The organism is Kitasatospora sp. NPDC092286 (assembly GCF_044755565.1).
Taxonomy (GTDB): domain Bacteria; phylum Actinomycetota; class Actinomycetes; order Streptomycetales; family Streptomycetaceae; genus Kitasatospora.
In genome coordinates this window covers 276,423-300,022 of sequence record NZ_JBIVRD010000001.1, presented here as the reverse complement: position 1 = coordinate 300,022, position 23,600 = coordinate 276,423, and the positions used below count along the sequence as shown (strand labels likewise).

Genomic DNA, 23,600 nt, shown 5'->3' with positions numbered 1-23,600 from the left:
TCCACAGGTCAGTTCGGGTACGGAGCGGCCGGTCCGGTGCCCAGCTCCGGGGTGACGCCGGAGCCGGGAGCCTGGCGGAGGATGGCGGTGATCGCCTCCAGCGCGGCCCGGGAGGAGTCCTCCAGCTGGAACTGCTCGAAGGTGCCCTGGCCCAGCAGCTTTTCGACCAGATGGATCTGGTTGCGGACCAGGTCCTGTTGCTCACCGCGGAGGTGTTCGAGCGCCCGCGGCAGGTCGTCCGGGTGCTGGGCGAGCTGGAGGGCCCAGGCGGCCACCCCGCCCTCTTCCAGGTGGTACTGGTAGAACTTCGACTTCGCGGCGAGGATCTCGTTCTCCTCCTGGACCTGGCGCAGGGCGAGCGGGTGGGCCTGCCGGCTGAAGTGGTAGCTGCGGAGCAGTTCCTTCTGGGCCTGGGCGGCCGGGTCGAGGTCCAGCCGGACGGCGCAGGTCACCCGGAGCCCCTCCGCGTCGGCGAGCGGCTGCTCGTCGAGCGCCCGCTGGACGGCCAGTTCGGCCTCGCCGCTGAGGTCGGTGGCGAGCGTGCGGGCGGTGACGCGCATCCGCTGCCGGATCCGGGGGGCGAGCAGGGCCGGGACGTCGCGGATCCGGCTCATGACGACGCGTTCGGCGGCCGACACCTGCCAGTCGACGTCGACGACGGCCTCGAAGGCGCCGACGTCGTCCTGGCCGGGGAGCCGCTCGGTGAGACGGAGGTGGTGGACGGCGAGATCCACCTCGTACGCCGCCTGGTAGGCGCGGCCGACCAGATCGGTGAGGCCGGGGCGATGCGGCGGGAGGTAGACCTGGTAGCCGCCCTTGGCGGTGGAGAGGACCAGTGCGCTGTCGGCCTGGGTGGCCAGCCGCCGGGTCAGGCCGACCGACCTGCCCAGCGGGCGGACGGTCAGGACGGGGTCGGTCAGCGGGGTGGCGTGGCCCGCCGCGGCGTGGGGTCGGTGGTGCTCCGGCATGCGCTGGTGCTCCTGGGTCGAGGGCGGATCAGTGCGGGCTGAGGTTGAGCAGCAGACGGTCCACGGCGCCGGTGCCGTCGGTGCCGAGGCCGTCGCGAGTGGTCCGGAGGAGGTGGCTGAGCCGCAGCCGGTCGCGGTCGGTGACGGTGAGTGCGGCGAGCAGGTCGGCGAGTTCGGCCTCGACCTCGGGCAGCGGGAGGGCGCTGAACAGCCAGCCGCGCAGGACCCGCAGGGCGGCCGGGCCGTAGCTCCGGTCGGCGAGCGCGGTCCGCCACAGGACGGTCAGCAGTGTCCGGACCGCCGCCGGTCCGTCCTGGCCCGGAAGGGTGGTGACTTCCACCGCCTCGCCCGGTTCGGGCCGGTGGCTCTCGGCGTACCAGCCGAGCAGCAGGGGCCGCCCGGCCGGGTCCTGCTCACCCTCGGTGCGCTGGGCGGCGGTCAGGAAGACGGCGAGTGCCAGCTGCCGCAGCTGAGGGGGGCCGGACAGCCACCGGACCAGCGCGGCGAGGGCCTCGGGGCCGGCGGGGGAGAGGATGAGCAGCTCGGCCGCCTCGACCAGGCCCAGCGCCTGGTACCCGGTGGGGTGTTCGGACGGCTGGGGCCGGTCCCCGAGCTTCACCTCCTCGGCGAGTTCGGTGAGTTCGTCCTCCGTCAGCCGGTCGGCGGCGAGGGCGAACGCCTCCAGGGCCTGGGTCGGCAGGAGGTGGCCGAGCAGCGCGTAGCCGCGGATGGCGCTCCAGCGGCGGCGCGCGTTGTCGTCCTGGCACCAGTCGTGCAGGATGCGCGGGACGGCCGCCGTGCCCGCGTAGTAGGCGAGCGCGAGGGTGTTGGCCGCCTGCAGACAGAGCCGGAAGTCCTTCGACTCGGACCAGGGCCCGAGCAGTCGGCCCATGGCCGAGGAGAGGTCGACGGAGGCGAGCAGGGCCGCGGCGGAGGCCACCCGGGTCCGGACCAGCGGCCGCGGGTCGGTGGCCAGCGCGTTGAGCCAGCCGAGGATGGCGGGCCGGGCGGAGGGGTGGCTGATCCAGGTCTCGCGCAGCAGGGTGTGCGAGGTCCGGTGGTCCGCGAAGGAGGCCATCCGCTGGGGCACCGGGCCCCAGGGGGTCTGCTCGTTCTCCTCGGTCAGCTCGGCCCTGGCCAGCGCCAGCCGCTCCTCGATCGAATTGCCGAACGGCGGGATGCCCTCCTTCCGCCCCGGTGCGTCGATGGCTTCGAGCCGGCGGAACAGTTGGTCGGAGAGTTCCGCGGTGAGCGCGTACGGGGCGTGGTCGAAGACGGCCAGTGAGAGCAGGAACGCCTTCTCGCGGAGCGGGAGGTCAGGGTCCCCGAACCAGCGGCCGACCTGTTCCTGGACCACCCCCTGGCCGAACTCGGCGAGGCCGGGCTGGTCGTCGGCCTCGGTGGCGCAGCCGGCCAACGGCGCGGCGAACTCGGCGAGTTCCCTGATCGGACGGGTCTTGGCGAGGAACTCCAGGACCGGCGGCAGGGAGAGGAGCCCGGTGATCCGCTCGGCCGGCGCGCCGGCCAGCAGGCCACGCAGGTGGGCTGCCAGGACGTCCTCCTGGGCAGGGGGCTCCCAGTCGAGCGGTGCCAGCTCCCGGAAGGACGCGGACCTGGCGACGGTGATCACCAGATAGCTCTTCTCCCTGTCCAGGTACTCCCGCAGCCGGAGCAGGTGGTGCGGGCGGAACGGCCGGCTGCGCGGCGTGGTGTAGTCGGCCAGCAGATACCCGTCGGCCCGTTCGACGCCGGTGAGCAGGGACGAGGGCGAGACGTCGGGGTCGAGGCTGCGGATCCGGCGGGCGCCCAGCCGGTGGAGCAGCATCAGAGCGGCCGACCGGCGGCCGCTGTCGCTCCGGCCTGCCAGGACCAGGACCCGGGCTTCGCGCAGCATGTCGAGGGCCGCCGGGAACACCGGGCCGTCCTGGAAGACGCTTTCCAGGGCGTCCAGTTCGGGGGCGGGTACCTCGCCGGAACCGTGCAGGGGGGTGCCGAAGGCGGCGCCGATCCGAGCGCCGATCTGGTAGATCGTCGTCTTCTGGCCGGTGACGACGTCACCGTGCACCTGCCCGCCGGACACGGTGTGCTGGTCGCCGCCGACCAGGCCGCCACCGAAGTGCGGTGTCCCGCCGGTGAAGAAGTAGCCCTGGCCGGTGAAGCTCTCCGGCGCGTGCTCCAGCAGTTCCTGGGCGGCCTCCCAGGCGTTCTGCGGCTGCTCGGGCGGGGCTTCCTGCGGTTCCGGCTGCTCCTCGGCGGGCTGGGCCGGCTCTTGGTCGGCGGAGGCGGCGGCCGGCTGGGGGGCTTCGCCCGCCGGCTGGGCGGCGGTCATCGGTCACCGTCGGGGCGGGGAGTGCCGATGTTCACATCGCCGTGCACCTGTCCGCCGGAGACGATGTGCTGGTCGCCGGCGACCAGGCTGCCGCCGAAGGAGGGGGCTCCGCCGAGGAACTGGATGCCGCCGGCCGCCGCCCGGCCGGCGGTGCGCTCGGCGGGGGCGGGCTCGGCAGGGCTGGATTCGGCGGGGGCGGGCTCGGCGGGGGCGGGCTCGGCGGGGCTGGGCTCCCGGCCGGTTGCGGAGGCGAGGGCGGCCCCCGCCCGGTTCCCGTGCAGCCAGGCGGTGAGCGGACCCTCCTTGCCCTCGGTGGTGATCCGGCGGAACTCCCCGGCGGGAACGCCGTGGTGGCCGTGCCGGACGATTCCCTGGTACACCGTGTCGGACACGCAGAGCACGCTCTGGCCGTCGCCGAGCGCGAGCGCCTCCCGCAAGGCGTCGGAGTCCAGCAGCCGGAACGCCTGGTTGAGATCCCAGCCGACCGCGCCGCCGAGGGCGCCGCCCAGTTCCTGCACCGCGACCTCACCGGCGGCCAGCACGGTCCGCAGCCGTACCCGGGCGCTGGCGGCCGCCAGCCGGTTGTTGCTCCGCAGCAGGGCGGGCGTCTCGGTGAGCAGGGCCCGCAGCAGCCGCGCCTTCGGCACGGTGGGGCTGATCAGCACCATCACCGCGTCCCCGCGGTCCTCCAGGCGCTGCTCGGTCGGCTCGACCCCCGCGCTCCGAAGGGTCTCGTGCAGCACGGAGTAGAGCATGCGGCGCATGAAGGCCTGTTCGACATCGTCGCGCCTGCCGAACTTCTCGATGTCGAACAGCAGGATGGTGCGGTTCACCGACTCGGTCATGGTTGCCTCTCGGGTTGTCCTCGGGCACCAGCCTGCGGGGACACCGCCGTTCGGCGTGAGGGCGGATGACGTACTCGCTCTGTGACCGTGTGCACAGAACCCGCCCGTCGGTCAGCCGAATTGGCCGCTGCGCCGGAGGACGTCGGGCCGGGCGATGACGAGGGAGCGGCGACGGGTGATCACCACCCCCCGGTCGCGTAGCGACCTGAGCAGCCGGGCGACGGCCTCCCGGGAGGCTCCGACCGAGCCGGCCAGCTCCTGTTGGCTGAGCGGGACGGTGATGAGAATGCCTTCGTCGGTCGGGCTCCCGTGGGTGCGGGCCAGCTCCAGCAGCAGGTCCGAAAGCCGCTCACTCACGCTGAGCGAGGCGAAGGCCAGCCGCCGGCGGTCCGCGGTGCGGAGGCGGTCGGTGGAGAGCGCCAGCAACTGGAGGGCCGTTGCCGGGGCCCGCTGCAGGTGGGCGGTGAACGTGGTCCGGTCGACCGCCACCGCCTCCACCGGCTCCAGGGTGGTCACCGTGGCGGCGCGGGGCCGCCCGCTGAGGGCGGCGGACTCGCCGACGATGTCGCCGGGGCCGCGCAGCGCGAGCAGCGCCTCGTAGCCGTTGGGCGCCGCCGCGGTGACCTTGAGCCACCCGTGCAGGATGAGCAGCACGTGGTCGGACGGCTCCTCCTGCCTGATCACGGTGGACCGGGGCGGGTACCGGAGCCGCCGGCCCAGGGAGAGCAGAGCGGTCCGCTCGGCCTGTTCCAGCCGGGCGAGGAAGGGCACCCGGTCGTCGAGGCTCCGCCCCGATCCGGGCCGGTGGCCGTCGGACTGCTGAACGGCCACGCTGGCAGGCGTGTTGACCATGGCTGAAGCCCCCGACGTGATCTCGCTTCGGCAGGTTGAGCGCGGTCAAACAAGCTACTCGCTACCGGGCCGGCTCGTCGGTGAATGGCGTAAATCGCCCCCGTCCGGCGGTGTTTCGCCCGGCTGCCCGGTGCGGCCCGAGGGGCCCGGGGAAACCGATTCGGTTTCCCGGCCGAAGTGGCGTAGAGTCGGGTTTACCGACGCGGGGTGGAGCAGCTCGGTAGCTCGCTGGGCTCATAACCCAGAGGTCGCAGGTTCAAATCCTGTCCCCGCTACTGCACTGAAGGGCCCGGAGGCATTTCGCCTCCGGGCCCTTCGGCATTTCCGGGCGGGTGGGGCGGTGTCTGCGGTCCCAACTCGCTCTCGGCTTCCGAAGCCGTTTCGGAACGGGCGCGGATGGCGCCGGGGTTTTCCCGGGCACACATTTCCTCCTTTCCTGAGCGAGGCCCGTTCTCCAGCCGCGGCACCCTCACCCCGGGAAGGCGCTGACGGGCCGGTGTGCGACGGGAGTTGACGCGGCGCATCCGGATTTCCGGTGGCGGCCGCGGCGCGGGTGCCCGTACCGTCCGGGGCATGAACGCGAAGCGCCCGCTGATCGCCGTGCTCACCGGTGCCGGCATCTCCACCGGCTCCGGCATCCCCGACTACCGCGGTCCGAACGGCCTCTGGCAGCGCGACCCGGCCGCCCAGGAACTGGTCACCATCGGCCCCTACCTGACCGATCCGCAGGTGCGCCGGCGGGCCTGGCTGATGCGCCGGGACGCGGGCGCGCTCGCCGCCGAGCCCAACGCCGGCCACCGGGCGCTGGTCGAGCTGGAGCGCGGCGGCCTGCCGGTGCGGGTGCTCACCCAGAACGTCGACGGCCTGCACCAGCGGGCCGGTCTGCCCGCCCGCAAGGTGCTCGAACTGCACGGCACCGCACGGGAGGTGCAGTGTGTGCGTTGCGGGGTCCACGGGTCGATGGCCGAGGCGCTGGAGCGGGTCGCGGCGGGCGAGCCGGATCCCGCCTGCCAGGAGTGCGGCGGGGTGCTCAAGCCCCGCACGGTGATGTTCGGCGAGGCCCTGGATCCGGTGGTGCTCCAGCAGGCCGACGCCATCGCCAGGGCCTGCGACCTCTTCGTCGCGGTCGGCACCAGCCTCCAGGTCTACCCGGTGGCCGCCCTCCCGCAGATCGCCGTCGAGTCCGGCGCCCGTCTGATCGTGGTCAACGGCGAGCCGACCCCGTTCGACGAGGCCGCCGCCGAGGTGGTCCGTGAGCCGATCTCCATCGCCCTCCCGGCGCTGGTCCGGCGGCTGCTGGCCGGATCGGTCTGACCGGGTGGGCCCCGGGGCGAACCGGCCGCATGCGTACGATAATCCTTCCGGCTTCCCCTCACAGCCTGGAGTGATCGAGCAATGACGACGACGGCGAAGTTCGACCCCTGGTCGGCGGCGTTCGTGGCCCATCCGTACGACGCGTACGCCGAGCTGCGCGAGCAGGCACCGGTGACGTACTACGAGCCGACCGGGCAGTGGCTGGTGTCGCGCTTCGAGGATGTCAGCGCGCTGCTGCGGGACCGGCGGCTCGGGCGCACGTACACCCACCGGTTCACCCACGAGGAGTTCGGCCGGCCCGTGCCCGACCCGGCGCACGAGCCGTTCCACACCCTCAACGACCACGGGCTGCTCGACCTGGAGGCCCCGGACCACACCCGGATCCGCCGGCTGGTGTCCAAGGCGTTCACCCCGCGCATGGTCGAGGGGCTGCGGCCGACCGTCCAGCGGCTGGCGGGGGAGCTGGTGGACGGGCTGCTCGCGGCCGGCGGCGGGGACCTGATCAGCGCCGTCGCCGAGCCGCTGCCGGTCGCGGTGATCGCCGAGATGCTGGGCGTGCCGGCGTCCGACCGGCACCTGCTGCGGCCGTGGTCCGCCGACATCACCGGCATGTTCGAACTCAACCCCACCGAGGAGGCCGCCCGCCGGGCCGTCACGGCGAGCATCGAGTTCTCCGACTACCTGCGGACCCTGATCCGCGAGCGCCGGACCGCCCCCGGCTCCGACCTGATCAGCGCGCTGATCCAGGCCCAGGAGGGCTCGGACGCGCTCAGCGAGCAGGAGATGATCTCCACCTGCGTGCTCCTCCTCAACGCCGGCCACGAGGCGACCGTCAACACCACCGGCAACGGCTGGTGGGCGCTCTTCCGCAACCCGGACGAACTCGCCCGGCTGCGCGGCTCGGTGGACGAACTGCTGCCCACCGCCGTCGAGGAGCTGATGCGCTGGGACACCCCGCTGCAGATGTTCGAGCGCTGGGTGCTGGAGGACATCGAGGTGCGCGGGGTGACCATCCCGCGCGGCTCCGAGATCGCGCTGCTCTTCGGCTCCGCCAACCGCGACCCGGAGCGTTTCGCCGACCCCGACCGGCTCGACCTCGGCCGCGCCGACAACCCGCACATCACCTTCGGCGCCGGAATCCACTTCTGTCTGGGCGCTCCCCTTGCCAGACTTGAGCTCACCGAGTCGTACGGCGCGCTGCTGCGCCGGGCGCCGGGCCTGCGGCTGGTCCGCGAGCCCGAGTGGCGCCCGGGTTATGTGATCCGCGGGCTGGAGGAACTGCTGGTCGAGGTCTGAGGCCCAGAGAGGCCCGGGCCGCCGGGAGACCCGGGCCGACCGAGGTCCGGGCCGCCGGAAAGGGCGTGGCGGAACCGCTCGGGCCGGTGCCGCGTCGAACCGCCATGACGAGCCGCACCAGCCGCAATCGCAGCCACCGCCGTCTCCACCGCGACGGCCGCCCGCCCGCCGCCCGCAGCTCCCGCGGCCCGGCGGCGCTGCTGCTCACCGCCGCGCTCGCCGCGTCGCTGCTCACCGGCTGCGGCAGCACCGGCGCCGCCGACCCCGTGGTCGTCCGGGTCTCGGCGCCCGAGACCCCGGCGCCCGTCGACCCCGCCCGGGTCGCCGCCACCGCCACCGCCACCAGCGCCTTCGGCCTGGACCTTCTGCACACCCTCACCGCGGCCCCCGACCAGGCCGGCCGCAACCTCGTGCTCTCCCCGTCCGGCCTGGCCACCGCGCTCGCCATGCTGCTGCCCGGCGCCCGCGGCGCCACCGCCGACGAACTCGCCAGGGCCCTGCACACCGACCTCGCCCCGGAGCAGTACGCGCTCGCCACCGGCGCCCTCAACCGCCGTGTCCCGCCGACCGACGGCCTGACCCTGCGCCAGTCCGACGCGCTCTGGGCCCAGCAGGGCTTCCCGCTCGGCCAGGACTACCTGCGCACCCTCGCCGCCGCCTTCGACACCGGCGTCCACACCACCGACTTCGCCAAGGACCCGGACGGCTCCCGCAGGACCGTCAACGCGGCCGTGGAGAAGGCGACCGAGGGGCGGATCAAGGACCTCTTCGGGAAGGGCGCGATCACCTCGGACACCAGGCTGGCGCTCACCGACGCGCTCTACCTCAAGGCGAAGTGGGCCTCGCCGTTCAAGGCCGCGCACACCTCCGACCGGCCGTTCCACCGGCTGGACGGCTCCGCGCCGAACGTCGGCACGATGGGCCAGACCGGCACCTTCCGCTATGCCGAGGGCTCCGGCGGCATCCTCGGGGAACCCTGGCAGGCCGTCGAACTCCCCTATGAGGACGGCGGGTTGGCGATGGATCTGGTGGTGCCGGCGCAGGGCGGCTTCGCGGCCTTCGCCAAGGGTCTGGACCAGGCCCAGCTCGACACGATCCTCGGCGCGCTCGCCGAACGGCCGGTCGATCTGACCCTGCCGCGCTTCCGCTTCGACACCGCCGACGACCTGGTGCCCGCGCTGCGCGCGCTCGGCGTGGCGGCGGCCTTCGACGCGGCCGACCTCAGCGGCCTCACCGGGCCGGGGGCGCACGAGTCGCTGAGGGTCGGCACGGTGGTGCAGAAGGCCACCGTCCAGGTGGACGAGGAGGGCACGGTGGCCGCCGCGGGCAGCGGCGTGGGCGTGGTGGCAACGGCCGCGCAGGCCCCGCGGCAGGCCGTCGAGCTGCACATCGACCGGCCGTTCCTGTTCCTGGTCCGGGACACCACGACCGGCCGGCCGCTCTTCCTCGGCCAGGTCACCGACCCGCAGGCCGGGTGACCGGGCGCCGGCTCACCCGGCCGGGTAGCGCCCGCCGAGCGCCGGGTGGGCCGGCTCCCGGCTGCCGAACAGCACCACCAGGTCGTCGGCGACCCGCAGCAGCGTCTCCCGGCCCTCGACCGCCTCGGTCCACTCCGCCGGCAGGGCCGAGGCGCCGTACGCCGCGCCGACCAGGTTGCCGCAGACCGCGCCGGTCGAGTCGCTGTCCCCGGAGTGGTTCACCGACAGCAGCAGCGCCGCCCGGGCCCGGTCCGGCCCGGAGGCCGCGGCCAGCAGGCAGTACACCGCGATGGCCAGGCACTCCTCGGCGATCCAGCCGAGTCCGACCCGCTCCACCGCGTCCGCCGACGGCTCACCCTCCTCGGCCACCCGCACCGCCCGGTGCAGCGCCCGGACCGTCTCCTCGGCGCCCGGCCAGGTGCCGGTCTGCTCGATGGTCCGCCCGACCGCCGTCCACGGCTCGACCCCGTCCGCCAGCCGCTCGACCAGCGCCGCGAAGGCGCCCGCCGCCAGATAGCCGGTCGGGTGCCCGTGGGTGAGCTGCGCGCACTGGGCGGCCAGTCCGAAGGACTGCTCGACGCCCAGCCGGGCCAGCCCGAACGGCGCCGAGCGCATCACCGTGCCGCACCCCTTGGAGTGCGCGTTGACCGGCCCCGGCTGCCCGAACGCGACCGGCGCCGGGAACTCCGGGTACTGCGACACCCCGCTCAGGCAGGCGTTGCCCGGGGCCCGCCGCGCGTACAGGAACGGCTCGCGCAGCAGCCAGCCGTCGTACGGGCGGGGGAGTGGACCGGGGTCGGGCGCGTCCTGCTGCTGCGTCAGCAGCCAGCGCCGGTAGGCACCGTGGACGGCCTCCGGCACCGAGCCGCCGCCGCCCGTCCAGCCCCGGACGAAGCCGCGGATCAGCCCCTCGGCGGTGAACAGCGTCATCTGGGTGTCGTCGGTGACCTCGGCGACCCGACCGCCGGCCGGCAGCCCGGTCACTCCGGCCGGGCCGTACCGCTCCCGGATCTGGTAGAGCTGCTGGAACTCCACCGGCCAGCCGAGAGCATCCCCGACCGCCCCGCCGAGCAGCGCCCCGCGCACCCGGTCCGTGTACCCCGACTCCGTCATCGTCGGTCCCCCTCGTTCGCAACGGATTCCGTTCTATCAGGCCCGGCCCCACGGCCTAGCCGCGGATCTCCCCGGCCCGGCCGTGCAGGGCGGCCCGGTCGGCGGCCGCCCGCCCGGCCGCCCAGCCCTCGCCGTCGCTCACCCGCACCCGCTGCGAGACCAGCTTCGGGAACATCCGCCCGACCTCCTGGTCCACCGCCTCCGAGCGGGCCGCCAGCGCCGGCAGCAGCCGCTCGTCGGGCACCAGTTGCTCCTCGGTGCCGTCCTCGCGCAGGTGCCGCCCGGCCGCCGCGGCGCTGGTGGCCTGCTCGGTGGCGGCGGTCAGCCGCTCGCGGATCCGCGCCGCGTACGCCACCAGGAAGGACTGCCGGAACGCCTTGGTCCGCGAGGCGCCGTCCAGGTGCTGGCGGGCGCCCGACCTGTTCATGGCCGCGGTGGCCTGCACCAGCAGCGAGGTGTACAGCAGTTCGACGCCGTCCAGGTCGCCGTCGAAGCCGATGATGGTGCAGAAGCCGAACTCCTTCGCCCACACCACCCGGCACCGGTTCGCCGCCGCCACCGCGTCCAGCAGCATCGCCTTCGGGCTCTCGTACGGGTTGTCCACGCCGATCCGCAGCGACGCCGGGGCGTCCCGGTCGGCGCTGACGGCCAGCAGCGCCTCGTCGATGCTGTGCTGGGCGATCAGCTGCTGGGCCTTGGCGGTCAGCGCCTCGGCCTCCTCCGGGTACTCGGTGGACTCGGCCTTCGCCAGCAGCGCCCGGATCCGCGACAGCATCCGCGGCTCGCCCGGCACCGGGCGCCGCGCCCGGTGTTCCACCCGGGGCGCCTGCCCGGGCGCCGGGCCGACCGGGGCGATCGGCGGCAGCCGGCCCCAGGTCCGCAGCAGCTCCAGTACGGCGGTGGCCAGCGCGAAGCGGTCCAGCCGGTGCCGGTGGGCGAAGGCGGCGAGGTACGCCTCGTCGTCCGGCCACCAGGCCTCGGTCTCCAGCTCGCGCAGCTGCTCCTGCCAGCGCCGGTCCAGCGCGGCCGCCGGGTGGCGTCGGCCCTCGGCGGCGATCAGGTCCACCGCGAGCGCCAGATGGACCGGCTTCAGCTCCCGCCGCACCACCCGGGTCAGGTCCGCCGGGCGCCACCCGGCCGACCAGCACCGCCCGACCGCCGTGTCCGCGTGGCCCAGCAGCGCCCGGCTCACCGCCGGCCACTGCCCGGCCGAGGCGGCCAGCAGCGAGGCCCCGGTGTCGAGCGCGAGATCCAGCCCGTCCTCCGGTGCCGTCAGCACCGCCCGCAGCGCCTGGTCCAGCAACGGCCCGGCGCTCCCGTTCGCCCCGGCCCCGCCGTGCTGCCTGCGCTTGCCCACGGTGTGTCCCGTCCTCGTCACGCCCGGTCCCGTGACCGGGCCGGCTCTCCCGCCCATGATGCCGGAGCGCCCGGCCCCACCGCGGGGACCGGGCGCTCCGGCGGACGCTTCAGCGGGACGGGCTCAGCGCTCGACGGCCTTGGCGAGGATCTCCGGGCCGCGCTCCAGCAGCCGGCCGGCGGCCAGCCGGATGCCGAGGACGGCGACCAGGGCTCCGTAGAGCGGCCCGAGCAGCAGGACCGGCCAGGCGGGGCCGTCGGTGATCAGGGCCCAGCCGAGGTAGCCGGTGACCGGCAGGCAGAGCAGCGTCGCACCGAACACCGAGCCGAAGCTGTTGAGCATCACCAGCCCGCCCTGGCCGGGGGCGGCGTTGCGCATCGGGTTGCTGTCGGCGGGCATGGTGTACGGCGCCAGCACGCTCAGGACGGAGCCCAGCGCGATGCCGCAGCCGAGCAGGGCCAGCGCGAGACCGAGCGCGGGGGCCAGGCCGGCCCAGTCGCCGGTGACGGCGGCCAGCGCCACCGCGAGCAGCACGGTGACCGGCAGCGCGTAGGAGAGCACCGCGTACGCCCGCCCGCGCAGCTCGTCCCGGGCGTCGGCGGGGGTGCGCAGGGTGGCGGCGACCATCCAGAACGCCGAGCCGTCCATGCCGAACAGGTTGAGCATCTGCAGGCCGAGGAACATCCCGGCCATCGCCACCAGGTAGACGCTCGACCAGCCCTGGATCACCGACAGCACGCAGAGCACCAGCGCCATCCCGATGCTGGTGAACACGGCGGCCTTGGCCCGCGGCTCCCGCCAGGCGTAGCGCAGGTGACGCTGCATCACCGCGCCGGTCCGGCCCTCGGGCAGGAAGCCCCAGCCGCGCGAGGCCCGTACGCCGCGCGCCACCTCCAGGGTGGAGGCGTCCGCGGTGACCATCAGCTGCTGGAGGCTGCCGCGCCACCAGCGCAGCAGCAGCGCCAGCAGCACCGCGGTGGAGGCCAGCTGGAGCACGGCGAGCCCGTACCGCCCCTCGCCGGCGGTGCGGGCGGCGTCCACCGCCCCGACGGGCGGCACCCAGCGCAGCACGGAGGCGATCGACGCCAGCGGGCTGAGGTCGAGGCCGTGCTCGCCGGTCTTGCCGAAGACGCTCTGGGAGCCGATGTTGGCGATCTGGATCAGCAGCGCGAAGAGCAGCCCGCCGAAGATCGCGAAGTCCTTGCCGCGCCGGCTGGAGAGCAGCCGGGCGTTGCCGGCCGCCACCGAGCGGGACAGCGTCACCAGGCTGACCACCGCGAGCGGGACGCCCACCACCGCGGCCACCGCCGAGGCGGCGCCGTTCGCGCCGGACAGGGCCGCGCCGGTGACCAGCACCAGGGAGACCAGTGGCCCGGGGCCGATCAGCGCGGCCAGTACGGAGCCGCGCAGCAGCGGACCGGGGCGCAGCGGCAGCATGGTGAGCCGGGTCGGGTCGGCGCTCTCGTCGCTGGCGAACAGGAAGAGCGGCAGCGCGGCCCAGCCGATGGCGAGCGCGCCGACCAGCATCACGCCCGCGTCGCCGGCGCCGCGGTGGCCGTTCAGCAGCACCATGCCCAGCGCGATCAGGGCGGAGAGCAGCAGGCCGAGCACCGCGCCGATGATGTAGACGGCGGCCCGTCCGGGGCTGCGCCGGAGGCCGTTGCGGAGCAGCCGGAGCTTGAGCGAGACGAGGGCGCGGACCACCGCGCGCCCGTCGGGCACCGGGGTGCGGGCCTCGCGTATCCCGCCGGTCACGCCGGCCACGCCGCTCACTGCCCGCCCCCGAGCCAGCCGAGGGCCTGCCCGTCGTCCTCGCGTACGCCGATCAGCGCGAGGAACGACTCGTGCAGGCTGCGCTCGCCGCGGACGGTGTCCAGCGGGCCCTGGGCGATCACCTGGCCGGCGTTGATGACGGCGACCCAGTCGCAGAGCTGCTCGACGAGCTCCATGACGTGGCTGGAGAACACGACGGTGGAGCCGGCCGCCGCGTACCGCTTGAGCACGCCGCGGATGGTCTGGGCGGAGACCGGGTCGACGCCCTCGAAGGGCTCGTCGAGGAAGAGCACGTCGGGGTTGTGCAGCAGCGCGGCGGCCAGGCCGATCTTCTTGCGCATGCCGGTGGAGTAGTCGGCGACCAGCTTGTCGGCGTCGCCGGCCAGGTCCAGGACGGCGAGCAGCTCCTCGGCGCGGCGGTCCACCTCCGCGCCGGGCAGGCCGCGCAGCCGGCCGTTGTACTGGAGCAGTTCACGGCCGCTGAGCCGCTCGAACATCCGCAGGCCCTCGGGCAGGATGCCGATCCTGGCCTTGACCGCGACCGGGTCGGCCCAGACGTCGGCGCCGTGCACCAGGACGGTGCCCTGGTCGGGCCGGAGCAGGCCGGTGACCATCGACAGGGTGGTGGTCTTGCCGGCGCCGTTCGGGCCGACCAGCCCGATGAACGCGCCGGCCGGAAGCTCCAGGCTCAGCCCGGCCACGGCGGCCTGGCTGCCGAAGCGCTTCCACAGCCCCCGGATGCTGACGGCGGCGGGGGTGCTGGACACGGGGGCGGGGAACGGCGGCGGTGCTGACGCCTGCATGGCGGCCTTCTCTGTTCGGTGGTAGGGCTGCGGTCCAGGCCAGCCTGCCATTGCCCGGGCGGACTGTCGCCCGGGTGGGCGATCTTCGGCGGGTCTGGGCCGAACGGATGAAGGCCGAAGTGACGGTCCCTCGCCCGACCGGTGTGAGCGCGCCACATGCTCGTCGGGAAAAGTGGCAACTACTCAGGACCCCCGTTCGTCCTGCACTATGAAGGTCGGTGAGCGCGCGCGGCGCGCCGGGGCGTCGGGAGGTGGCGGATGGCCGTTCAGCCGTGGGGCGAGCAGGGCCCCGGGTACGGCGGTCGGCCGCCGCAGGTGCCGGCCAAGCCGTACGCCGGGTCCTGGCAGCCCGCGCCCACGCCGCAGTCGGCGATGCGGGCGGCGCACACGGACCGCGACCGCACGATCGACGTGCTGAAGGCCGCCTTCGCCGAGGGCCGGCTCTCCGCGGACGAGTACGGGCAGCGCTTCGAGGCGGCGAGCGGCGCGCAGACCTACGGCGAGCTGGCCCGGCTGGTGGCCGATCTCCCGTCCGGTCCGATGGTGACGCCGATGGGCGCACCGGCCCCGGTGGTCCCGCCGACCTTCCTGCCTCCGCCGCCGCGCCGCACCAACGGCGCCGCGGTGGCATCCCTGGTGCTCGGCGTGCTGACCCTGCCGACGATGGGGGTGACCGGCCTGCCCGCCGTGATCTGCGGGCACATCGCCAAGAGGCAGCTGTCCGTCCGGCAGGAGGAGGGCGACGGCATGGCCGTCACCGGCCTGGTGCTGGGATGGCTCTCGGTCGCCGGCTGGACCCTGCTGCTCCTCGCGGGGATCTTCTTCAGCGGTGGCGGCGGCTCCGGATCGTACTGACGGCACCCCGCCCCGGGCGGTGGGAGGCGGCTGCGGTGGCGACGGGCTCCGGACTGTGGTAGGGCGGCAGGTAGGCGGTCCGACACCGGACGTCCGCTCGCGGGACATCCCCGCGACATCCGGCCGACGGCCGCGACCTGCGGCGTTGCATTTGTTTTGACCGAGCTCCATGCGCTAGGTACGCTCTGACCTTGTGCCTGGGGTGTCCCCGGGTCCTTGTGCGTGCATGCACACCGGTCGCCGCGCCGAGCCGGAGCGCCTTCCAGCGCCCCGCGCGTTGAGCGCCGTCGCTGTACATCAGCTCATGGGATTCCGTGTCGGAATAAGCCCAACACACCCGACCGCGTGGGTCGACCACGGGGCCGTGTGTGAGGGAACACCACAGGTTAGTTCCACCAAGCCTTGGCACACAGAAAACGGAGAAACGGTGCCTACGATCCAGCAGCTGGTCCGAAAGGGCCGGCAGGACAAGGTCGAGAAGAACAAGACTCCCGCGCTGAAGGGCTCGCCCCAGCGTCGCGGGGTCTGCACGCGTGTGTACACGACCACCCCGAAGAAGCCGAACTCGGCGCTTCGTAAGGTCGCCCGTGTGCGCCTCACCAGCGGGATCGAGGTCACCGCTTACATCCCGGGCGAGGGCCACAACCTGCAGGAGCACTCCATCGTGCTGGTGCGCGGTGGTCGTGTGAAGGACCTTCCTGGTGTCCGCTACAAGATCATCCGCGGTTCGCTTGACACCCAGGGTGTCAAGAACCGCAAGCAGGCTCGCAGCCGCTACGGCGCCAAGAAGGAGAAGTAAGAATGCCTCGTAAGGGCCCCGCCCCGAAGCGCCCGGTCATCATCGACCCGGTTTACGGCTCCCCGGTCGTCACCCAGCTGGTCAACAAGATCCTGCTGCACGGCAAGCGCTCCACCGCCGAGCGGATCGTCTACGGCGCCCTCGAGGGCGTTCGTGAGAAGACCGGCTCGGACCCGGTCGTGACGCTGAAGCGCGCGCTGGAGAACGTCAAGCCGGCCCTCGAGGTCAAGTCCCGCCGTGTCGGTGGCGCGACCTACCAGGTCCCGGTCGAGGTCCGTCCGGGCCGCGCCAGCACCCTGGCGCTGCGCTGGATGGTCGGTTACTCCCGCGCCCGTCGCGAGAAGACCATGACCGAGCGCCTGATGAACGAGATCCTCGACGCCAGCAACGGCCTGGGCGCTTCCGTGAAGCGTCGCGAGGACACCCACAAGATGGCCGAGTCCAACAAGGCCTTCGCGCACTACCGCTGGTAGTCCCTACCCCGTCACTAGACAGAGAGAGAACGAGCCACCATGGCTGCAACCTCCCTTGACCTCGCCAGGGTCCGCAACATCGGGATCATGGCGCACATCGACGCGGGCAAGACCACCACCACCGAGCGGATCCTGTTCTACACCGGTGTCTCGTACAAGATCGGTGAGGTCCACGATGGCGCTGCCACCATGGACTGGATGGAGCAGGAGCAGGAGCGCGGCATCACGATCACGTCGGCCGCGACGACCTGTCACTGGACGGTCGACGACGTCGACAACACCATCAACATCATCGACACCCCGGGTCACGTCGACTTCACCGTCGAGGTGGAGCGTTCGCTGCGCGTCCTCGACGGTGCGGTGACGGTGTTCGACGGTGTCGCCGGTGTCGAGCCCCAGTCCGAGACCGTGTGGCGGCAGGCTGACCGCTACGGCGTCCCGCGCATCTGCTTCATCAACAAGCTGGACCGCACGGGCGCGAACTTCTTCTTCTGCGTCGACACCATCGTGGAGCGCCTCGGCGCGACCCCGCTGGTGATGCAGCTCCCGATCGGTGCCGAGGCGGACTTCAAGGGCGTTGTCGACCTTGTCCGTATGAAGGCGCTGGTCTGGTCCGCCGAGGCCGCCAAGGGCGAGATGTACGACATCGTCGACATCCCGGCCGAGCTGCAGGAGCAGGCCGACGAGTACCGCGAGGCGCTGCTCGACACCGTGTCGAACGTCAGCGACGAGGTGATGGAGCTCGCCATGGAGGGCGAGGACGTCCCCGAGGAGCTGCTCTACGCCGCGATCCGCAAGGGCACCCTGGAGTCGGCCTTCACGCCGATCTTCTGCGGTACCGCGTTCAAGAACAAGGGCGTTCAGCCCCTGCTCGACGCGGTCGTCAAGTACCTGCCGTCGCCGCTGGACATCGAGTCCATCGAGGGCACCAAGCCCGGTGACGACACGGTCAAGATCTCCCGCAAGGCCTCGGACGACGAGCCGCTCGCCGCGCTCGCGTTCAAGATCATGTCGGACCCGCACCTCGGCAAGCTCACCTTCGTCCGGGTTTACTCGGGCCGCCTGGAGTCCGGCACCTCGGTGCTGAACGCCGTCAAGGGCAAGAAGGAGCGCATCGGCAAGATCTACCGCATGCACGCGAACAAGCGTGAGGAGATCGAGTCGGTGGGCGCCGGCGACATCATCGCCGTCATGGGCCTGAAGCAGACCACCACCGGTGAGACGCTGTCCGACGAGAAGAACCCGGTCATCCTGGAGTCCATGGACTTCCCGGCCCCGGTCATCCGCGTCGCGATCGAGCCCAAGTCCAAGGGTGACCAGGAGAAGCTGGGTGTCGCCATCCAGCGTCTCGCGGAGGAGGACCCCTCCTTCCAGGTCAACACGGACGAGGAGACCGGCCAGACCATCATCGCGGGTATGGGCGAGCTGCACCTCGAGGTGCTGGTCGACCGTATGCGCCGTGAGTTCAAGGTCGAGGCCAACGTCGGCAAGCCGCAGGTCGCGTACCGCGAGACGATCCGCAAGGCCGTCGAGCGTATCGACTACACGCACAAGAAGCAGACCGGTGGCTCCGGCCAGTTCGCGAAGATCCAGATCGCGATCGAGCCGATCGAGTCCGGCGAGGGCTACGAGTTCGTGAACAAGGTCACCGGTGGCCGCGTGCCGAGGGAGTACATCCCCTCGGTCGACGCCGGCTGCCAGGAGGCCATGGAGTTCGGTGTGCTCGCCGGCTACCCGCTGCAGGGTGTCCGCGTCACGCTGCTCGACGGTGCCGCGCACGACGTCGACTCCTCCGAGCTCGCGTTCAAGATCGCCGGTTCGATGGCCTTCAAGGAAGGCGCCAAGAAGGCCGGTCCGGCCCTCCTGGAGCCGATGATGGCCGTCGAGGTCACCACGCCCGAGGACTACATGGGCGATGTGATCGGCGACATCAACTCTCGCCGTGGCCAGATCCGGTCCATGGACGAGCGTCACGGTGCCCGCGTCGTTTCGGCGCTGGTGCCTCTCTCCGAGATGTTCGGCTACGTCGGTGACCTGCGCAGCAAGACCTCCGGTCGCGCGAGCTACTCGATGCAGTTCGACTCGTACGCCGAGGTTCCGCGGAACGTGGCGGACGACATCATCGCCAAGGCCAAGGGCGAGTAACGTCCCGACATTCGGGATGTTTGCGAACCCTTAGGCTATTAGGAGGCAACCCGGGAGAATCCGGTCGGATTCTCCCGGGGGCCTCCGGCCCCCACCCGCGGGACGGCATGGGGTGCCCACCGGCACCCCGTACCCAACCCGATCAAAGACCAACTGACGTCAGCACGGCGTACAGAACTGTCCTCAGGAGGACTGCAGTGGCGAAGGCGAAGTTCGAGCGGACGAAGCCCCACGTCAACATCGGCACCATCGGTCACATCGACCACGGTAAGACGACCCTTACCGCGGCCATCACCAAGGTGCTGCACGACGCGTACCCGGAGATCAACCCCTTCACGCCGTTCGACCAGATCGACAAGGCGCCGGAGGAGCGGCAGCGCGGTATCACCATCTCGATCGCGCACGTCGAGTACCAGACCGAGGCGCGTCACTACGCCCACGTCGACTGCCCCGGTCACGCGGACTACATCAAGAACATGATCACCGGTGCGGCCCAGATGGACGGTGCGATCCTCGTCGTCGCCGCCACCGACGGCCCGATGCCGCAGACCAAGGAGCACGTGCTCCTGGCCCGCCAGGTCGGTGTCCCCTACATCGTTGTCGCCCTGAACAAGGCCGACATGGTGGACGACGAGGAGATCCTGGAGCTCGTCGAGCTCGAGGTCCGTGAGCTGCTCTCCGAGTACGAGTTCCCGGGCGACGACCTGCCGGTCGTCCGCGTCTCCGCGCTGAAGGCGCTGGAGGGCGACAAGGAGTGGGGCGAGAAGCTCCTCGGCCTGATGCACGCGGTCGACGAGGCCATCCCGACCCCGGCCCGCGCCGTGGACCAGCCGTTCCTGATGCCGATCGAGGACGTCTTCACGATCACCGGTCGTGGCACCGTCGTCACCGGTCGTATCGAGCGTGGCATCCTCAAGGTCAACGAGACTGTCGACATCATCGGCATCAAGGAGACCAAGACCACCACCACGGTCACCGGCATCGAGATGTTCCGCAAGCTGCTCGACGAGGGCCAGGCCGGTGAGAACGTCGGTCTGCTCCTCCGTGGCATCAAGCGCGAGGACGTCGAGCGCGGCCAGGTCATCATCAAGCCCGGTTCGGTCACCCCGCACACCGAGTTCGAGGCCCAGTCGTACATCCTGTCGAAGGACGAGGGTGGCCGTCACACCCCGTTCTTCAACAACTACCGCCCGCAGTTCTACTTCCGTACCACGGACGTGACCGGCGTTGTGACCCTCCCCGAGGGCACCGAGATGGTCATGCCGGGCGACAACACCGCCATGACGGTCGTGCTGATCCAGCCGATCGCCATGGAGGAGGGCCTGAAGTTCGCCATCCGTGAGGGTGGCCGCACCGTCGGCGCCGGCCAGGTCACCAAGATCATCAAGTAATTGATGCTCTAGACCTGCCTGTACCGCACAGGCGGGCCGAAGGGCCCCGCACACTTCCGGGTGTGCGGGGCCCTTCGGCGTGTCGGGCCTGATCGGCCGGCGTGCATCAGGTAAAGGGCCTGTTGGGAGGGTGGCCAGATCGTGCTGCTATCCTGGCCGCTCATTGGGCTCTCCCTCGCTGCTGTCCGCGATCCTCCGGGTGCGGAGGGAGAAGGATTCCAGCCGGTGGGTCGTCCCGGCCGGTCCGCGCCCCTTCGGTCGCTCTCGGATACATGGGGACAGGCGAGCAACGATGTTCAACGCAGCAGCACAGGAAGACGCGTCGGCCGGCCGGCCGACGCCGCTGTTGTCGGTCGTGATGCCGATCTACAACGAGCAGGAGGCGCTGCCCCTGACCGTCCAGCGGCTGCGTCCGATCCTGGACGAGCTGGGGATCGACTACGAGGTCGTCGGCATCGACGACGGCAGCACCGACGCCACCCCGGCGCTCATGCAGAAGATCCACCAGGACTGGCCGGAGTTCCGGATCGTCCGCTTCGCGCGCAACTCCGGGCACCAGGCCGCGCTCACCGCCGGTATCCACCGCGCCTTCGGCGACTACGTCGTCTCCATCGACGCGGACCTGCAGGACCCGCCGGAGAAGATCCCCGAGATGCTCTCGCTCGCCCGCGAGCAGAACCTCGACATCGTCTACGGCGTGCGCGGCGACCGCGGTACCGACACCTTCTTCAAGCGGCGTACGGCCGGCGCCTACTACTGGCTGATGCGCAAGCTCGTCGGCAAGAACATGCCCAACCAGGCCGGTGACTTCCGCCTGCTCAGCCGGGCCGCCGTGGACGCGCTCAAGGCGCTGCCCGAGCACCAGCCGGTCTACCGCCTGCTGGTGCCGTGGCTGGGCTTCCCCAGCGGCGAGGTCGTCTACGTGCGCGAGGAGCGGGTGGCCGGCAGCACCCACTACCCGCTCTCCAAGATGGTCCGCCTGGCCATCGACAGCATCACCAACTTCTCCGCCAGCCCGCTGCGGCTCGCCACCTGGCTCGGTCTGCTGAGCTTCGTGCTCTGCTTCGCCCTGGGCATCTACACCACGGTCGAGTACGCGCTGGGCAAGACCGTGCCCGGCTGGTCCTCGCTGTTCATCGGCATGCTGTTCCTCGGCGCCGTGCAGCTCGTCTGCATGGGTCTGCTCGGTGAGTACGTCGGCCGGATCTACTCGGCGGCGCAGGCCCGCCCGGCCTACTTCGTGGGCTACGACTCGGCGGACGAGCGCGACCCCGCGACGGCCCGCCGCACCGCCTCGTACGCAGGCTGACGAACAGTCCGTCCGCGGCGGTGGCCGACCGCCGCGGACGCAGTCGCGTCGCGGACCGTGGCGCCAACGCAGAGCCCGGACAACAGAATGGACACCATGGGCAGCACCGACAGAACGGCAACCTCGCCGGAGGCACCCGGTGGGAGCCGGCCGGGCGACCCGGGGCGGTCCACGCCGGCCGGTGCGCACGAGGACCCGGTGCTCCTGAGGCTGCGGCGGTTCGCCCCGGCGGCCGCCGCCTACCTGTTCCTGGTGGCGCTGCTGCTGGCCGCGGACACCTCGGCGGGTGACATCGCCCGCTACACCTTCTACGCGGCCTGGGGTGTCCTGCTCCCCGGCACCCTGGTGTTCCGGGCGCTCCGGCGCCGGCCGTACACCCTGATCGAGGACCTCGCCTTCGGCGCGGCCACCGGTCTCGTCCTGGAGCTCGGTGCCTGGGCGCTGCTGATGCCGCTCGGCCTGCAGCAGGCGGCGATCGCCTGGCCGCTTCTCGTGGTCGTCCCGTTCGCCGCGGTGCCCGCCCTGCGGCGGCACTGGCGCCCGAGCGGTTACCGCCGCCAGTCGGAGGGCTGGTCCTGGGCGGTGGCCGGCGCGGTGGCGCTCACCTCGGCGTACTACTACCAGGTCTTCCTCTCCAAGTTCCCGATCCTGCCGACGGACGAGACCACCCGGCAGTACGGCGACCTGCCCTACCTGCTCTCGCTCGCCGGGAACGCCAAGCACAACTTCCCGCTGACCCTGCCTCAGGCGGCGGGGGAGCCGCTGCACTACCACTGGTTCACCTTCGTCCACATGGCGATGGGCGACATGGTCGGGCACATCGACCTGCCGGTGATCGAGATGCGGCTGATGGTCCCGGCGCTCAGCGCGCTGGGCATCCTGATCACCGCGGTGGTCGCCCAGCGGCTCAGCGGCCGGGCGTGGGCCGGTCCGGTGGCGGCCGTCCTGGTCTTCGCGGTCGGCGAGTTCACCGCCGCCTACCCCAACAACGTCAGCAGCTGGACCTTCGGGGCGCCGGCCGTGCGGCTGATGTCCTTCGTGAGCCTTTCGCTGACGTACAGTCAGCCGCTGCTGATCGCGCTGATCGGGGTCGTCGGCGATGCCCTGCGGCGGAGCCGGGAGGGCGCCGCACAGGCGGTCCCGGCCATCGGCCGGGGTGCCTTCGTCCTCACCGGGCTGTTCGCGCTGGCCTCCAGCGCGGCCAAGGCCAGCTCGCTCCCGGTGACCCTGGCGGGCCTGGCCTTCGCCGGGCTGATGGTCCTGATCGGTACCCGGCGCATCCCCTGGACGATCGTGGGCCTGGGCGCGGTGCTGGGAGCCGCGCAGCTCTTCGCGACGGCCGTCATCTTCGACTTCGAGAGCTACGGCCTGGAGGTCATCCCGTTCGGCAACATCCAGCAGTACTGGGCCGACCCGCAGCACAGCCGTTCGGCGGCGGTACAGGCCGTCGTGGTCGCCGCGACCCTGGTCGCCTTCCTGCTGAACCACCAGCTCAAGGTGGTCGGGATGGTGCCGCTGCTGTGGCGCAGCCGGTTGAACCTCGACCCGGTGCAGTGGTTCCTGCTCGGCGGTGCGGTGGCCGGACCGGCCGCGTACCTCGCCGTCAACGGCTTCAACTCCAGCTACTTCACCATCGCCGGGCTGCCGTTCGGCGTGCTGCTCTCGGCCTGGGGCTACAGCGAGGCGTTCGACCGGGCCGCGCTCCCGGGCCGCGCCAGGGCCGCGCTCGCGGCCGGTGCGCTGACGCTGATCGCCGTGCTGACCTTCGTGCTCTACCGCTACTCGGCGCAGTGGGCGGAGCACGCGATCGGGCTGTTCGGTGACACCAAGGTCTGGACCTCGTACACGCCGCTGCTGCCCGCACTGGTCGCCGCCGCGGCCCTGGCCGGGATCGCGCTGCTCTGCGGGCTCGCCTGGTGGGCCCTCTCGCGGGGCGTACCGGCCCTGCGCGGCCGCGGCGGCATCGTCCTGCTGACCGCGACCCTCGCCGTCGGCGTCCCCGGGCTGGCCCTGGACGCGCTGCAGGCCAGGAAGGTGCTCTGGGAGGGCACCTGGGTGCTCCCCGCGACCCAGGTCGACGCGGCCCGGTGGATCCGCTCGCACAGCGACCCGGCGGACGTGCTGGCCACCAACAGCCACTGCTGGCAGTTCGACGACTACGTCAACGGTCCGTACTGCGACAACTACCGCTCCCACTGGCTCGGCGCCTACTCCGAGCGCTCGGTGCTGATCGAGGGCTGGGCGTACGCGCCGCGGCTCATGGCCACCGCGGGCGGTGCGGCGGCGACCACGGCCACCTTCTGGGACGAGGCGCTGCTCAAGCTCAACGAGGAGGCCTTCTACCAGCCCACGCCCGACATCCTGAGCCGCCTGCACAACGACCACCACGTCCGCTACCTGGTGGTCCAGCGCAAGGCGGGCGCCGAGTCGCCGCTCCTCAGGAACCTCGCCAAGCAGGTGTTCGACAACGGCCGGGTGGCTGTGTACGAGCTGGCCTGAT

Annotated in this window: 18 protein-coding genes and 1 tRNA gene; 11 read left to right on the top strand and 8 right to left on the bottom strand. The window is 72.2% G+C overall.

Going from position 1 to position 23,600, the window contains the following annotated elements; translation table 11 throughout:
• Window positions 1–8: 8 nt before the first annotated feature.
• The 4 genes from ACIQIB_RS01460 to ACIQIB_RS01445 all read right to left on the bottom strand — a co-directional run bounded on the left by ACIQIB_RS01460 (window position 9) and on the right by ACIQIB_RS01445 (window position 4,994).
• On the bottom strand, window positions 9–968 hold the full coding sequence (locus ACIQIB_RS01460; RefSeq protein ID WP_400756178.1) for a PE-PGRS family protein: 960 nt from the start codon (window positions 966–968) through the stop codon (window positions 9–11).
• 28 nt (window positions 969–996) lie between these two features.
• A complete protein-coding gene (locus ACIQIB_RS01455) occupies window positions 997–3,297 on the bottom strand; it encodes a hypothetical protein (protein ID WP_400756177.1) in 2,301 nt (766 codons plus the stop codon).
• Window positions 3,294–4,142: a hypothetical protein gene (locus ACIQIB_RS01450; RefSeq protein WP_400756175.1), complete on the bottom strand. Its 849-nt coding sequence runs from the start codon at window positions 4,140–4,142 to the stop codon at window positions 3,294–3,296. The genes ACIQIB_RS01455 and ACIQIB_RS01450 overlap by 4 nt, the downstream gene beginning before the upstream one ends.
• Before the next feature lie 111 nt (window positions 4,143–4,253).
• The gene (locus tag ACIQIB_RS01445; RefSeq protein WP_400756174.1) at window positions 4,254–4,994 is read right to left on the bottom strand and encodes a Crp/Fnr family transcriptional regulator; all 741 of its coding nucleotides are present in this window, start codon (window positions 4,992–4,994) and stop codon (window positions 4,254–4,256) included.
• Between the two features lie 201 nt (window positions 4,995–5,195).
• Between ACIQIB_RS01445 and ACIQIB_RS01440 the strand changes: the two genes are divergently transcribed.
• The 4 genes from ACIQIB_RS01440 to ACIQIB_RS01425 all read left to right on the top strand — a co-directional run bounded on the left by ACIQIB_RS01440 (window position 5,196) and on the right by ACIQIB_RS01425 (window position 9,082).
• A tRNA-Met gene (locus tag ACIQIB_RS01440) sits at window positions 5,196–5,269 on the top strand.
• A gap of 298 nt (window positions 5,270–5,567) precedes the next feature.
• Window positions 5,568–6,308, top strand: coding sequence for an SIR2 family NAD-dependent protein deacylase (locus tag ACIQIB_RS01435; protein ID WP_400756172.1), 741 nt, complete (start codon window positions 5,568–5,570; stop codon window positions 6,306–6,308).
• An 81-nt stretch (window positions 6,309–6,389) separates the two neighbouring features.
• Window positions 6,390–7,604: a cytochrome P450 gene (locus ACIQIB_RS01430; protein WP_400756170.1), complete on the top strand. Its 1,215-nt coding sequence runs from the start codon at window positions 6,390–6,392 to the stop codon at window positions 7,602–7,604.
• A gap of 104 nt (window positions 7,605–7,708) precedes the next feature.
• Window positions 7,709–9,082 carry a serpin family protein gene (locus ACIQIB_RS01425; protein WP_400756169.1) on the top strand — a complete coding sequence of 458 codons (1,374 nt, stop codon included), beginning with the start codon at window positions 7,709–7,711 and terminating at the stop codon, window positions 9,080–9,082.
• Window positions 9,083–9,094: 12 nt separating this feature from the next.
• Here ACIQIB_RS01425 and ACIQIB_RS01420 read toward each other — a convergent pair whose 3' ends face one another.
• From ACIQIB_RS01420 to ACIQIB_RS01405, 4 genes are all read right to left on the bottom strand, one after another.
• Window positions 9,095–10,195, bottom strand: coding sequence for an ADP-ribosylglycohydrolase family protein (locus tag ACIQIB_RS01420; protein ID WP_363605833.1), 1,101 nt, complete (start codon window positions 10,193–10,195; stop codon window positions 9,095–9,097).
• A gap of 55 nt (window positions 10,196–10,250) precedes the next feature.
• Complete coding sequence (locus ACIQIB_RS01415) at window positions 10,251–11,552, bottom strand: DUF2786 domain-containing protein (protein ID WP_400756167.1); 1,302 nt, start codon at window positions 11,550–11,552, stop codon at window positions 10,251–10,253.
• A gap of 123 nt (window positions 11,553–11,675) precedes the next feature.
• Complete coding sequence (locus ACIQIB_RS01410; RefSeq protein ID WP_363605831.1) at window positions 11,676–13,325, bottom strand: transporter; 1,650 nt, start codon at window positions 13,323–13,325, stop codon at window positions 11,676–11,678.
• Window positions 13,322–14,128 carry an ABC transporter ATP-binding protein gene (locus ACIQIB_RS01405; RefSeq protein ID WP_363605830.1) on the bottom strand — a complete coding sequence of 269 codons (807 nt, stop codon included), beginning with the start codon at window positions 14,126–14,128 and terminating at the stop codon, window positions 13,322–13,324. Before ACIQIB_RS01405 ends, ACIQIB_RS01410 begins: the two co-directional genes overlap by 4 nt.
• A gap of 258 nt (window positions 14,129–14,386) precedes the next feature.
• Here ACIQIB_RS01405 and ACIQIB_RS01400 point away from each other — a divergent pair, with 258 nt between their 5' ends.
• From ACIQIB_RS01400 to ACIQIB_RS01370, 7 genes are all read left to right on the top strand, one after another.
• Window positions 14,387–14,983: a DUF1707 and DUF4190 domain-containing protein gene (locus tag ACIQIB_RS01400; protein ID WP_400756166.1), complete on the top strand. Its 597-nt coding sequence runs from the start codon at window positions 14,387–14,389 to the stop codon at window positions 14,981–14,983.
• A gap of 427 nt (window positions 14,984–15,410) precedes the next feature.
• The gene (gene rpsL, locus ACIQIB_RS01395) at window positions 15,411–15,782 is read left to right on the top strand and encodes a 30S ribosomal protein S12 (protein WP_014144289.1); all 372 of its coding nucleotides are present in this window, start codon (window positions 15,411–15,413) and stop codon (window positions 15,780–15,782) included.
• Between the two features lie 2 nt (window positions 15,783–15,784).
• A complete protein-coding gene (gene rpsG, locus ACIQIB_RS01390; RefSeq protein ID WP_030055803.1) occupies window positions 15,785–16,255 on the top strand; it encodes a 30S ribosomal protein S7 in 471 nt (156 codons plus the stop codon).
• A 39-nt stretch (window positions 16,256–16,294) separates the two neighbouring features.
• Window positions 16,295–18,400 (top strand): elongation factor G, encoded by a 2,106-nt coding sequence (gene fusA / locus ACIQIB_RS01385; protein WP_363605827.1) that lies wholly within the window; start codon window positions 16,295–16,297, stop codon window positions 18,398–18,400.
• 197 nt (window positions 18,401–18,597) lie between these two features.
• Window positions 18,598–19,791 (top strand): elongation factor Tu, encoded by a 1,194-nt coding sequence (gene tuf / locus ACIQIB_RS01380; protein WP_363605826.1) that lies wholly within the window; start codon window positions 18,598–18,600, stop codon window positions 19,789–19,791.
• Between the two features lie 292 nt (window positions 19,792–20,083).
• Window positions 20,084–21,100 carry a glycosyltransferase family 2 protein gene (locus tag ACIQIB_RS01375; protein ID WP_363605825.1) on the top strand — a complete coding sequence of 339 codons (1,017 nt, stop codon included), beginning with the start codon at window positions 20,084–20,086 and terminating at the stop codon, window positions 21,098–21,100.
• A 96-nt stretch (window positions 21,101–21,196) separates the two neighbouring features.
• Entirely contained in the window at window positions 21,197–23,599 is a 2,403-nt protein-coding gene (locus ACIQIB_RS01370) for a hypothetical protein (RefSeq protein ID WP_400756165.1), read from the top strand.
• Window position 23,600: the final 1 nt, after the last annotated feature.

Excerpts from the sequence above, each read along its gene's own strand:
- ACIQIB_RS01425 (WP_400756169.1), top strand. The coding sequence starts at position 7,709 with ATGACGAGCCGCACCAGCCGCAATCGCAGCCACCGCCGTCTCCACCGC.
- ACIQIB_RS01460 (WP_400756178.1), bottom strand. The coding sequence starts at position 968 with ATGCCGGAGCACCACCGACCCCACGCCGCGGCGGGCCACGCCACCCCG.
- ACIQIB_RS01400 (WP_400756166.1), top strand. The coding sequence starts at position 14,387 with ATGGCCGTTCAGCCGTGGGGCGAGCAGGGCCCCGGGTACGGCGGTCGG.
- rpsG (WP_030055803.1), top strand. The coding sequence starts at position 15,785 with ATGCCTCGTAAGGGCCCCGCCCCGAAGCGCCCGGTCATCATCGACCCG.
- fusA (WP_363605827.1), top strand. The coding sequence starts at position 16,295 with ATGGCTGCAACCTCCCTTGACCTCGCCAGGGTCCGCAACATCGGGATC.
- ACIQIB_RS01420 (WP_363605833.1), bottom strand. The coding sequence starts at position 10,195 with ATGACGGAGTCGGGGTACACGGACCGGGTGCGCGGGGCGCTGCTCGGC.
- ACIQIB_RS01435 (WP_400756172.1), top strand. The coding sequence starts at position 5,568 with ATGAACGCGAAGCGCCCGCTGATCGCCGTGCTCACCGGTGCCGGCATC.
- ACIQIB_RS01370 (WP_400756165.1), top strand. The coding sequence starts at position 21,197 with ATGGGCAGCACCGACAGAACGGCAACCTCGCCGGAGGCACCCGGTGGG.
- ACIQIB_RS01455 (WP_400756177.1), bottom strand. The coding sequence starts at position 3,297 with ATGACCGCCGCCCAGCCGGCGGGCGAAGCCCCCCAGCCGGCCGCCGCC.
- ACIQIB_RS01405 (WP_363605830.1), bottom strand. The coding sequence starts at position 14,128 with ATGCAGGCGTCAGCACCGCCGCCGTTCCCCGCCCCCGTGTCCAGCACC.
- ACIQIB_RS01445 (WP_400756174.1), bottom strand. The coding sequence starts at position 4,994 with ATGGTCAACACGCCTGCCAGCGTGGCCGTTCAGCAGTCCGACGGCCAC.
- ACIQIB_RS01375 (WP_363605825.1), top strand. The coding sequence starts at position 20,084 with ATGTTCAACGCAGCAGCACAGGAAGACGCGTCGGCCGGCCGGCCGACG.
- ACIQIB_RS01450 (WP_400756175.1), bottom strand. The coding sequence starts at position 4,142 with ATGACCGAGTCGGTGAACCGCACCATCCTGCTGTTCGACATCGAGAAG.
- ACIQIB_RS01430 (WP_400756170.1), top strand. The coding sequence starts at position 6,390 with ATGACGACGACGGCGAAGTTCGACCCCTGGTCGGCGGCGTTCGTGGCC.